Origin of the sequence: Streptomyces spongiae (genome assembly GCF_009377185.1) — a bacterium.
Lineage (GTDB): Bacteria > Actinomycetota > Actinomycetes > Streptomycetales > Streptomycetaceae > Streptomyces > Streptomyces spongiae.
Genome location: NZ_VJZC01000370.1, coordinates 1 through 9,905 on the forward strand (window position 1 = coordinate 1; position 9,905 = coordinate 9,905).

At 69.0% G+C, this 9,905-nt stretch carries 11 protein-coding genes and 1 pseudogene; 6 read left to right on the forward strand and 6 right to left on the reverse strand.

Annotated features, from left to right (window positions below):
- The coding region (locus FNH08_RS34530) for a helix-turn-helix domain-containing protein (protein WP_322725976.1) at nt 1–284 on the reverse strand (284 nt) is incomplete at its 3' end.
- A 213-nt stretch (nt 285–497) separates the two neighbouring features.
- On the opposite strand from FNH08_RS34530, the gene FNH08_RS34535 reads away from it, so the two are divergent.
- Complete coding sequence (locus FNH08_RS34535; protein ID WP_152775471.1) at nt 498–1,265, forward strand: DUF4232 domain-containing protein; 768 nt, start codon at nt 498–500, stop codon at nt 1,263–1,265.
- 158 nt (nt 1,266–1,423) lie between these two features.
- The gene (locus tag FNH08_RS34540) at nt 1,424–2,725 is read left to right on the forward strand and encodes an MFS transporter (RefSeq protein ID WP_228034529.1); all 1,302 of its coding nucleotides are present in this window, start codon (nt 1,424–1,426) and stop codon (nt 2,723–2,725) included.
- A gap of 72 nt (nt 2,726–2,797) precedes the next feature.
- On the opposite strand, the gene FNH08_RS34545 is transcribed toward FNH08_RS34540, so the two are convergent.
- Nucleotides 2,798–3,421 carry a TetR/AcrR family transcriptional regulator gene (locus FNH08_RS34545; RefSeq protein WP_152775472.1) on the reverse strand — a complete coding sequence of 208 codons (624 nt, stop codon included), beginning with the start codon at nt 3,419–3,421 and terminating at the stop codon, nt 2,798–2,800.
- Between the two features lie 108 nt (nt 3,422–3,529).
- On the opposite strand from FNH08_RS34545, the gene FNH08_RS34550 reads away from it, so the two are divergent.
- From FNH08_RS34550 to FNH08_RS34560, 3 genes are all read left to right on the forward strand, one after another.
- On the forward strand, nt 3,530–4,111 hold the full coding sequence (locus FNH08_RS34550) for a peroxiredoxin-like family protein (protein ID WP_322725977.1): 582 nt from the start codon (nt 3,530–3,532) through the stop codon (nt 4,109–4,111).
- Between the two features lie 157 nt (nt 4,112–4,268).
- Nucleotides 4,269–4,655 (forward strand): VOC family protein, encoded by a 387-nt coding sequence (locus FNH08_RS34555; protein ID WP_152775478.1) that lies wholly within the window; start codon nt 4,269–4,271, stop codon nt 4,653–4,655.
- Nucleotides 4,656–4,953: 298 nt separating this feature from the next.
- Entirely contained in the window at nt 4,954–6,234 is a 1,281-nt protein-coding gene (locus FNH08_RS34560) for a phosphatase PAP2 family protein (RefSeq protein WP_265579819.1), read from the forward strand.
- Between the two features lie 37 nt (nt 6,235–6,271).
- Here the strand turns inward: FNH08_RS34560 and FNH08_RS34565 are convergent.
- Nucleotides 6,272–6,862: pseudogene (locus tag FNH08_RS34565) on the reverse strand (oxidoreductase); the annotation flags it as partial.
- A gap of 224 nt (nt 6,863–7,086) precedes the next feature.
- Between FNH08_RS34565 and FNH08_RS34570 the strand changes: the two are divergent.
- Nucleotides 7,087–7,773 (forward strand): DUF4232 domain-containing protein, encoded by a 687-nt coding sequence (locus FNH08_RS34570; protein WP_152775475.1) that lies wholly within the window; start codon nt 7,087–7,089, stop codon nt 7,771–7,773.
- 33 nt (nt 7,774–7,806) lie between these two features.
- Here FNH08_RS34570 and FNH08_RS34575 read toward each other — a convergent pair whose 3' ends face one another.
- The 3 genes from FNH08_RS34575 to FNH08_RS34585 form a co-directional block, all read right to left on the reverse strand.
- Nucleotides 7,807–8,022 carry a hypothetical protein gene (locus tag FNH08_RS34575; RefSeq protein ID WP_152775476.1) on the reverse strand — a complete coding sequence of 72 codons (216 nt, stop codon included), beginning with the start codon at nt 8,020–8,022 and terminating at the stop codon, nt 7,807–7,809.
- Between the two features lie 209 nt (nt 8,023–8,231).
- Nucleotides 8,232–9,104, reverse strand: a complete 873-nt coding sequence (locus FNH08_RS34580) for a substrate-binding periplasmic protein (protein WP_194238713.1) — start codon at nt 9,102–9,104, stop codon at nt 8,232–8,234.
- Between the two features lie 63 nt (nt 9,105–9,167).
- Nucleotides 9,168–9,905 (reverse strand): amino acid ABC transporter ATP-binding protein (locus FNH08_RS34585; RefSeq protein ID WP_228034530.1); only part of this gene is annotated, 738 nt, incomplete at its 5' end.

Sequence of the window (9,905 nt, forward strand, 5' to 3'; positions counted from 1 at the left end):
ACCCCGGACACCCCGGACGCCCCAGACACCCCGCTCGCCTTCTGCCCCCGCAGGGCATCCGCGAGAACCCACCGCCGATGCAGTTCCACCAGTTCCTCGGGCGTCGCCTTGCACACCCGCGCGAACCGTTCCACGGGCGCGTAGTCCGTCGGTACGGCGTCCCCGTTGACGTACCGGTGAAGCGTGGACGCACTCGTGTGCAGCCGCTTCCCGAGCACCCCGTAACTGAGCCCGGACCGCTCCTTCAACCGGCCCAACAGCTCCGAGAATTCGTCTCCCGCCACTCTTCCGCTCTCTCCCACGTCCCGGACCCGCATTCCAAGGGGAGGTCATTTCCCCTGGTCAGAGGCACCGAAAGCGTTCCAGCGTCCCGGATTCCCCCACAGTCATGGCGGTCGGGACGGATCACCGCACAAGCTTGGGCCATCCAAGCACGCCGCTCCCGGCACCCGGTCGAGCGGCCCACGCAACACCCGTACCGCACAAGGGGGATTCACATGTCCACACGTACCCGCCGTACCCGCCGCACCCACCGCACCCGCGTGTTCGCCGCTGCCGCGCTCACGGCCGCCGCGCTGACGCTGACGGCGTGCAGCGACGGACAGGGCGTTCAGGACGAGGGGTCATCGACGGGGTCCGCGTCCACGTCGGAGTCCACGACCTCGCCCAAGGCGAACGGGGGGAACTCCAGCGGGGCGGGACAGACCGACCAGGTGGGCTCGACCTCCGGAGGCTCGACGGGCGGCACGGCCGGTTCGAGCGGCACATCGGGTTCCAACGGCGCATCGGGTTCCACGGGCTCGTCGGGTTCCAAGGGCGCGACCGGTTCCACGGGCTCCAAGGACTCGGGGCCCACCAGGACCCCCTGCTCCAGCTCCTCCACCCGCGTGACCGCCACGGAGGTCTCCCGCCCCCTGAACCACCTCCTCCTCACCGTCACCAACACCGGCTCGAAGAACTGCAACCTCAACGGCTATCCGGCGGTCCGCTTCGGCGAGGCCCAGTCCGTCCCGCCGGTCGTCGAGGACTCCAAGCCGCAGGCGGTGGTCACGCTGGCCCCTGGCGAGTCGGGCTACGCGGGCGTCCTGCTCTCGGTCGGCGACGGCAACGGCTCCAACGGCTACACGGCCAAGTCCCTCGAGGTCTACTTCAACGACGGTGCCGGCGCCGCCACCCCGTCGCTCCCCGCGAAGGGCGTGTACGTCGACGACTCGATCCGAGTCACGTACTTCCAGTCGACCATGGCCAACGCCCTCGCCTGGTAACGCACCAAAGAGGGCAATTGCCCACAGCGTCCGTCCCTCGTCCGACGGGTATGCGCCCCCGGTACCGGCGAGGTTCGGTCGGTCGGCGGGGGCGCTCGCTCAGAGTGGCCGAATGCGAAGGGTCCCATCGGAGCAGCAGTCGACGGACGAGCGCGCCCATGGGCGGTGAGAGACCGTCCATGCTGACGCGCGTGGTGCTGGCGACGACCATCGGCACCGCGCTGGAGTGGTACGGCTTCATCCTGTTCAGCACCATGAGCGCGCTCGTCCTGAACCGGCTGTTCTTCCCGCCCGGTGATCCGGTCGCGGCGACCCTGGCGTCCTTCGCCACGTTCGCGGTCGGGTTCGCCGTCCGGCCGCTCGGCGCGCTGGTCATCGGGCATTACGGGGACCGGCTGGGCCGCCGGAGGATGCTGGTGATCACGTTGGTCACCGTCGGCCTGGCCAGCGCCCTGATGGGCGCGCTGCCGACGTACGCGACCGCCGGGGCGTGGGCTCCCGCGCTGCTGGTGGTGCTGCGGATGATCCAGGGGTTCGGCGCGGGCGCCGAGTACGCGGGTGCCTCCCTCACCCTGGCCGAGTTCGCGACGCCGGAGCAACGCGGGCGGTACGCCGCCATCCCCCCGGCGGGCGCGGCGCTCGGCGCGCTGCTCTCGGCCGGGGCCGTCGCCGCCGTGTCGACGCTTCCCCCGGACGACTTCCTCGACTGGGGATGGCGCATCCCCTTCCTGGTCACCATCCTGGTCACGGCGACCGGTTTCTACATCCGCGTGCGCGTGGCCGAGAGCCCGGCGTTCGAGAAGGCCAAGCGGGAGCACGGAGTCGCGCGGGCGCCCGCCGTGGAGCTGGCCCGCAGGGCGCCACGGACCCTGTTCCTCGGGATGGTCAGCAGTGTGGGGCCGAACGTCGCCGCGTACATCCCGGTGGTGTTCGCGCTCGCGTACCTCACCGAGCAGCTCGGTGTCTCCCGTACGGACACCCTCGTCGGTGCGCTGATCTACTTCGCGTGCAGCGCGGTGGTGATGCCGCCGGCCGGGGCGCTGGGCGACGCGGTCGGCCGCCGGATCGTGTTCGGAGGGGCCATGGTCTGCGCGGCCGCGTTCGCGTTCCCCTTCTTCTGGCTGCTGGACACCAAGGAGGTCGGGTGGGTGTGGTTCGCGTTCGGCTTGAGCGGGATGCTGCTGGGGGTTCAGCTCGGCGCGCAGGCGGGCTTCCTGGCGGACCTGTTCACGACCAGGACCCGGTTCAGCGGGGTGGCCCTCAGCCGGGAGGTCGCGGCGGCGCTGGCGGGCGGCACCGCACCGCTCATCGCGACCGCGCTGCTGGAGGCGGCCGGGGGAGAACCCTGGCCGGTGGTCCTGTACATGAGCGTGCTGCTGCTGGTCAGCGCGCTGGCGGTGGCGCTGATGCACGGTTTCGGACGGGCCGGGCACCGGTGGGAGGCGGGGGCGCGGCCCTGAGAAGGGCCGGCGGAGAGGGGAGACGCCTGCTGAGCGAGACCGTCGCCGAGGACGACGCCGCCGAGAACGACGTCAGCGAACAGCGCCGCCGAGGCCGTCGAGCAGCAGGGCGAGCCCTCCCGCGAACTCCTGGTCGGTGCCGACGTCGCGGGCGTGCCGGGCGGTCTCGATCATGTGCGGGAACTCGGCGGGCGGCAGTTCGGTGATGGCTGTCGTGCCCGGCCCGGACAGGGGCCCGAGATGTTCCAGCTGGATCGCTCCGATGACGTAACTGAGCAGACCACGCAGGGCGACGACCCGCCGCTCGCCCGCGACGCCGGCCTCGGCGAGGATGCCGAGCACGGTCTCCGACCAGCGCAGTACTCCCAGGGAGTGGTGCCGGTGGGTGATGGTCAGGGGGACGACCGCCGGATGGGCGCCGACGGTGTCGCGCAGGCGCCGCACCATGATCTCGATTCGCTCGCGCCAAGACGCGTCGGGATCCGGCGGCTCGGAGTCCACGGCGCTCAGTACGAGCTCGACGACGAGTCTTTCGAGCTCCTCGCGGTCGTGCACGTATCGGTAGAGCCCCATGGTGCTCATGCCGAGCTCCTGGGCGACGGCGCGCATCGACAGCGCGGCGAGCCCGTCGCGGTCGATGACGGCGAGAGCGGCCGAGGCGAGCTGATCGGGGGTGAGGGAACGTGGGCGTGGCATGACGGTTGACAGCGTACGGCATACGCTTATCCTCGTAAGCGTATGCCGTACGCTTACGGAGGGGAACGCTCATGCGCATGTCCCGTGGTGGTGGAGCCCGGTTCCACCGTGAACGAACGCAGTCTCGCCGCTGTCTCCGGCGACCAGGTCGCCGTTCCCGACCCCGACCGGCTGATCCACCTCCAGTTCCGTCGGTTCGCCGGCTGCCCGGTCTGCAACCTGCACCTGCGGTCGGTGACACGGCGTCACCGGGAGATCGAGGCCGCCGGTATACGCGAGGTCGTGGTCTTCCACTCGCCCACCGAGGAACTGCTGCCCCACACGACCGATCTCCCGTTCGCCGTGGTCGCCGACCCGACCAGGAGGCTGTACACGGAGTTCGGCGTGGAACGGTCGCCCCGCGCCCTGCTCAGCCCGCGAGCCTGGCTACCGATCGCCGGGGCGGTCCTGAGCGGCGTACGGGAGGTCGTCCGCGGACGGGAGCACCTGCCCTCGACCAGCCCGCACGGCGGCCGGCTCGGCCTTCCCGCCGACTTCCTCATCGCACCCGACGGCCGTGTCCTCGCCGCCAAGTACGGCGAGCACGTCTACGACCAGTGGCCGGTCGACGAACTGCTCGACCTGGCGGCCCGTACATCGCCCAAGCCGCCCACGCCACCTGCACCCCGTACGAATCCCGCAGCCCGGTGACCGGGGCTCACCGCGACGCGCAGATGGCCCTGAAAACCTGTCGCCCGTGCACGCCTCGTCCGGTACGGTCGCGGGATTGTTTTCACTGCTGGGAGCGCATGAGGTTCGCGTGCGGCCTCCCCGGCAGGCAGTTCCCAGGCTGAGAGCAGGTTTCGTCATGGCGTGTCGGATCAGTGAGCTCGTGCTCGGTTGCCGCGACCCTGAGTTGCTGGCGCGGTTCTGGTGCGAGGTCCTGGACTTCGTCGTGCTCGATCGCGAGGACGACGGCACCCTGGAGATCGGGCCGCGCGAAGGGTTCGGTGGTCCGCAGCCGACGATCATCCTCAGCTACAGGGATGAGCCGGAGCCGGGGAAGTCCAGGCTGCACATCGACGTCAACGCCACCGACCGCGATCAGGACGCCGAGCTCGAACGCCTTCTGAAGCTCGGTGCGCGCCCGGCCGACATCGGCCAGACAGGGGAGGAGCAGTGGCATGTCCTTCTCGACCCCGAAGGCAATGAGTTCTGCCTGCTCAAGGCCCGCCTCGCCCCACTCGATCGATGAACCCTCTGCTGAACTGCGGGAGAACTCCAGCTCCGTGAGGGGGTGGCCGGCCACGAGCCCCGCTGCCGCTGCCCGCGAGCGGGTACCGGAACCCGGGCCGTGATCCTTCCGTCTTCCTCTGCTGGGAGCCTCACCGGAGCCTGGAGTCCGGAGCCTGGAGCCGTGGGAAAAATTGAGACCTGAGAAATCGCGAATATCTTCGCGAACAAACCGCAGAATCGCGTTCTCCGTATGGCGTCAACCACGGGCGAGACTCTGGGCCGTGGCGGGTGTGGCGACCCTCGGATTCCTCATCACAATGGAGATCGCCGCGCATCGCTACGGCCTGCCCGGGCCGATCACCAACCAGGCGCGAGAGGTGGTGTTCGCGCCCAAATCGGGGCCGCTGTTGTACGCCGGCATGGCGTTGACACTGGTGGTGCTCCCCTGGCGGCAACGGTTCATCGCGGTTGGTGCCGCGATCGGTATCGACGTCGTCTTCCTGCTGGTCCGGCGGGCGGTCGGCGCCACGACGACCGGCGGCCACCCCTTCGGCAACGGCGCGTTGTGGGTGATTCTGGGCCTTGCGGTCATCGCCGTCACGCGCCGCACCGGCCGGGAACGTGTTCTGCTGCTGAAGGGCGTCGGGCTGGGCCTGCTGCTGGTGGCCGGCCGCAAGACCGGAGACCTGTGGCTGATCATCACCTCGAAGACCCGCCCAGCGGTGCTCGACCCGTACCTGGCGACCGCCGATCACGCGCTGGGCAACCCCTCGTGGCTGGTAGGCCGGATCGTCACGGCCACCGGCCCGATCGGCTTCAATTTCCTCGACTTCGTCTACGGTCAGCTCGCGGTGGCCGCGGTCGTCGTCGCGCTGTATCAACTGCGCCACGTGGCGGTCGAGCGCCGCTTCCCGGGCCACCATCTGGTGCGCACCTTTCTGGTGATAGGCGTCCTCGGGCCGGCCATCTACATGATCTTCCCGGTGGTCGGACCGATCTTCGCGTACGGCAACGGCACCGAGCACTGGGCGGCGGTCAGCCTGTGGGCGGAGGCGCATCCCACCGTGAACTGGGCGGTGGCCGATCTGTGGCCGCAAACGCCGCCGCCGGTCAATACCCCGCACTCCATACCGTTCGACGAGATCACCCCACGCAACTGCATGCCCAGCCTGCACACGGCGTGGGCCACCGTGATCTTCGTTCATTCCCGGAAGGGCCCGAGGATTCTGCGCTACGCAGGCACGTTCTGGCTGATCGCCACGCTCTGCGCAACGCTGGGATTCGGCTACCACTACGGCGTGGATCTCATCGCCGGCGTGGTGTTCACGCTCACGATCGAGGCAGCTCTGCGCACGTACGACCGCGGCTGGGACCCCTCAGGGGCCAAGCTGGTCGCCTACGGCGCGACAGTCTTCGCCGCGCTCCTGGTGTCGTATCGCTACCTGCCGTTGGAGATGGCCCGGCATCCGTGGGTCTACGGACCGCTTCTCCTGCTGGCGATGGCCTCAGTGATCTACGGCTACGTACGGACGACCACATCGTGGGAACCGAGGACCGCACCGGTCCCGCAACCGCAAACGCAACACGAACCAGCCTGAATCGTGTCAACCGGTGACGGGCACGACTGCGACAAGGTCACCCGTCGGGATGCTCGTACTCCTTCAGCAGCGCTGAGCCTCCCGCGAACCCCTGGTCGGTGCGGGTGCCCGCCGAGTGGCGGGCGCCCGCGTTGCAGGGGGTGTTGGAGGGGCTGCCGGCGGCAAGGCGGGCGGGCAGGTCGGGGTTGGCGAGGAAGAGACCGCCGTAGGCGATCAGGTCGGCGGTGCCGTCCCCGATGAGGTCGAGCGCGTCGGGTCCAGTGGGCTCCATGCCGCTGAAGGGGTTGAGGATGAAGGTGCCCGGCCAGGCCTTGCGCAGCCGGACCACCAGGTCGCGCACCTCAGGTGACTCCATCTGGTGCAGGTGGGCCAGACCGAGCGGGGCGAGGGCGCCGACGAGGGCGGTGTAGGTGGCCTCCAGGTCCGCCCGGTCCGTTTCGTCGATGTCGTTGTACTGGTGGATCAGGTAGCCGTTGGCGCCGTGCAACTCCACTCCGTCGAAACCCGCTTCGACGGCGTTCCGTGCCGCGTCGGCGAAGTCGGCGATGGTCTGTGCGATCTCTGCCTCTGTCAGCGCGGACGGGGTGACGAAGTCCTGCGGCCCTTCATGCGTGTAGACCTGCCCCTTGGTCCGGCTCGGGGCGCCTTTCGCGATTGCACAGCCCTCTCCGGCGACGTGCGCGTGAGTACTTCGACCTCTCAACCGACGCTGTGTCACGGGCGGGTGACAGCGGCGTCCTGGGCGTGAGACGAGGCGAACCGACAGTCAGAAGTGATCGTCTTTATGATCGTTAACGCGCGGCACCGATCATCTGGTGCCCCGTATCTGTCGTTTTGGAAGGGAAATCCGTAATGAACCGTCGCCTGCGCGCCGCCCTCGCCACCACCGCCGTACTCGGCGCGGGCCTGCTGATGACGGCGTGCGGGGGCGATGACAAGTCGTCAGCGACGGACTCGTCGCTGGCATCGGACCAGGCGAGCCCGACGGCGTCCAGCGGCGGCCAGGGTGGGGACACCAACGGCGGAAGCAGCGGTTCCGGCGCTTCGAGGTCTTCCGGCGGCGGGGCCGCGGGAAGCGGCTCATCGGACAAGTCCGGTACGGACGGCGACGACACGTCCGGAGACAAGACCGGCTACGGGCAGAGCTGCGGGACCAACGACATCTCCTGGAGCGTGAGCTCCGAGTCCCAGGCAGGCGGCTACTTCCTGATCAAGGCCAAGGCCAAGTCCGGCATCACCTGCGTGATGCCCGCCGCGCTGCCGGTCGTGGCCTTCGGATCGGACGGAACGGAAGCCGGGCCCGCGGAGCAGTCCGTGGGTGAGGAGATCACGCTGCGCGCAGGGGTCACCGCCTACGCCGGCGTGAACCCGAAGACCGCCAACGAGGACGGTGGCAAGGAGCTGGACGGCCTCATCGTCTCCGTCTCCAACGACGACCCGAACCCGGTCTCCCTGAACGTCGGCTCGTTCGTCGTCAACAAGCCGATCGTCACCAACTGGCACACGTCCGCCGCCGACGCGGTTCCCTTCTCGAGCTGAGGATGACTGAGGCGGCCCGAACGCGGACCGTCCTCACACGAGGCATCGTCCCGCTGAACACCCACGCCCGTATCGGCGGGCGGCCAGGCTGCCGCCCGCCGCCGGGTTGTCCATGCCACCGCCGTGGCCGACCTCGTCGGTCAACACCGGAACGGTCTTGTGCCCGAGCTGGCGTGCCACGACGATCGGATCCGCGTAAGGGAAGGTCTTCGGCATCTGGTCCTGGCTCGCTTCCTCGCCGTCGGGCATCGCAGATTCCTGCCCTCCGACAGCTTCTTGAGGCCGCAGATCTGCCACGGGGTGAGGTCGCCTCGGGGGTACGAAGGCCTCTGACGGTGCGCCTTTCGTTGCGAGGCATGCCCACCGGTCTGGATACGAGAGAGCCTCCAGGTCCCTGACCTGGAGGCTTCCTCGTGGAGCGGGTGACGAGGAACTGTCAGCCGGTCCCCACCGCTGTGTCAGTCCTGGACGGGGGCCAGGTCGGTGTTCATGACCTGCTTCGCGAGGTTCGGGCGTTCCTTGATCAGGTCGGCGGCGACCGGGTCGTGGAAGTACTTCTTGTACAGCTTGACGTAGGTGCCGTCGTCGATCATCGCGTCGATCTGGGCGTCGATGTCCTTGAGCAGCCTCGGGTCAGCGTCCTTGCGCATCGGGAAGGCGCTGCCCTGGAGGCTTTCCAGTTTGACGGCGATACGTACCGGCTCCTTCGCGACGTACGCGTCCGCGCTGGCACCGCCGAGGACGGCTGCATCGATGCCTCCGGAGAGCAGCTGTGTGATCAGCGCGGTCTGGTCCTTGAACTTCACCAACTTCGCTCTCCCCATCTCGTGGTTGACGAAGACCTCCTGCACGGACCCGCTGACGGCGCCGACCCGTTTGCCGTAGAAGTCCGGCAGAGCGGTTTCCTTGCCGCCCTTGAGCGTCAGGACGTCGGTGAAGCCCCAGTAGTAGGGGGTGGTGAACGCGACCTGCTTCTTGCGCTCGGCGGTCGCGCCGACGCCGGCCACGCCTATGTCGTACTGCCCGGCCGACAGGCCGGCGAGCATGCCCTGCAGGGTGGTGGACTTGTACTGGACCTTCAGGTCGAGGCGCTTGGCGGCCTCGTTCATCAGGTCGACGGCGAAGCCGGTGGGCCTGCCCGCGGCGTCGGTGATCGCGAAGGGCGGCTGCTCGGCCTGGGTGGCTGCGGTGATCACGCCACTCTGGACGAGCTCGTACTTGGCGGCCGGGGAGTCCGCCGCCTCAGTGGCGCCGCCACAGGCGGTCAGGGAGAGCAGCAAGGTGGCGGCCGCGGTGCCCGCGAGCAGTGATCTGCGCGAAGTGAAGTGCATGATCTGGTCTTTCTGATGGTAGGGAGGTTCGCACGACGGTGGAGATGACGGCCGAGTGACGGTTCACAGGACCTGGGAGAGGAACTGGCGCAGCCGGGGGTGGTCGGCGCGCTCGAAGATCCGGTCGGGAGTGTCGATCTCGGCGATGCGGCCGTCGCACATGAAGGCGACGCGGTCGGCGGCCTCCCGGGCGAAGCCCATTTCGTGGGTGACGACGGCCATGGTCATGCCGCCCGATGCGAGGTCCCGCATCACGGCGAGCACGTCTTTGACCAGTTCTGGGTCGAGCGCGGAGGTGGCCTCGTCGAAGAGCATCACCTCCGGCTCCATGGCGAGAGCGCGGGCGATGGCGACGCGCTGCTGCTGTCCGCCGGACAACCGGCTGGGCCGCTGGTCGACGAAGGCGGCCAGGCCGACTTCGTCGAGGTGGCGGCGTGCGAGGGCACGGGCCTGCTCGCGGCCCATGCCCTTCACGGAGGTCAGGGCGAGCGTGACGTTGCGCTCGACGCTCATGTGGGGGAAGAGGTTGAAGTGCTGGAAGACCATGCCGATACGGGAACGGGCTGCATCGACGTCGGCGTGCGGCGCGGTCAGGCAGGTCTCGCCGAGCCAGATCTCACCGGAGTTGGGCGTCTCCAGCAGGTTGAGACACTTCAGGAGGGTGGACTTGCCGGAGCCCGAGGGGCCGATCAGGCAGAGGGTCTCCGCACGCTGCACGTCGAGGCTGATGTCGTGCAGCACGGGGGTGGCGCCGTAGCTCTTGCTGAGGCCGATTACCTGGAGGGCGGCGGGGGTGACGGA

Bases quoted from the DNA above. Each gene is read 5' to 3' on its own strand.
- FNH08_RS34545 (WP_152775472.1), bottom strand. From the start codon at position 3,421: ATGCCACGCCCACGTTCCCTCACCCCCGATCAGCTCGCCTCGGCCGCT.
- FNH08_RS34555 (WP_152775478.1), top strand. From the start codon at position 4,269: ATGGCGTGTCGGATCAGTGAGCTCGTGCTCGGTTGCCGCGACCCTGAG.
- FNH08_RS34580 (WP_194238713.1), bottom strand. From the start codon at position 9,104: ATGCACTTCACTTCGCGCAGATCACTGCTCGCGGGCACCGCGGCCGCC.
- FNH08_RS34575 (WP_152775476.1), bottom strand. From the start codon at position 8,022: ATGCCCGACGGCGAGGAAGCGAGCCAGGACCAGATGCCGAAGACCTTC.
- FNH08_RS34560 (WP_265579819.1), top strand. From the start codon at position 4,954: ATGGAGATCGCCGCGCATCGCTACGGCCTGCCCGGGCCGATCACCAAC.
- FNH08_RS34540 (WP_228034529.1), top strand. From the start codon at position 1,424: ATGGGCGGTGAGAGACCGTCCATGCTGACGCGCGTGGTGCTGGCGACG.
- FNH08_RS34535 (WP_152775471.1), top strand. From the start codon at position 498: ATGTCCACACGTACCCGCCGTACCCGCCGCACCCACCGCACCCGCGTG.
- FNH08_RS34570 (WP_152775475.1), top strand. From the start codon at position 7,087: ATGAACCGTCGCCTGCGCGCCGCCCTCGCCACCACCGCCGTACTCGGC.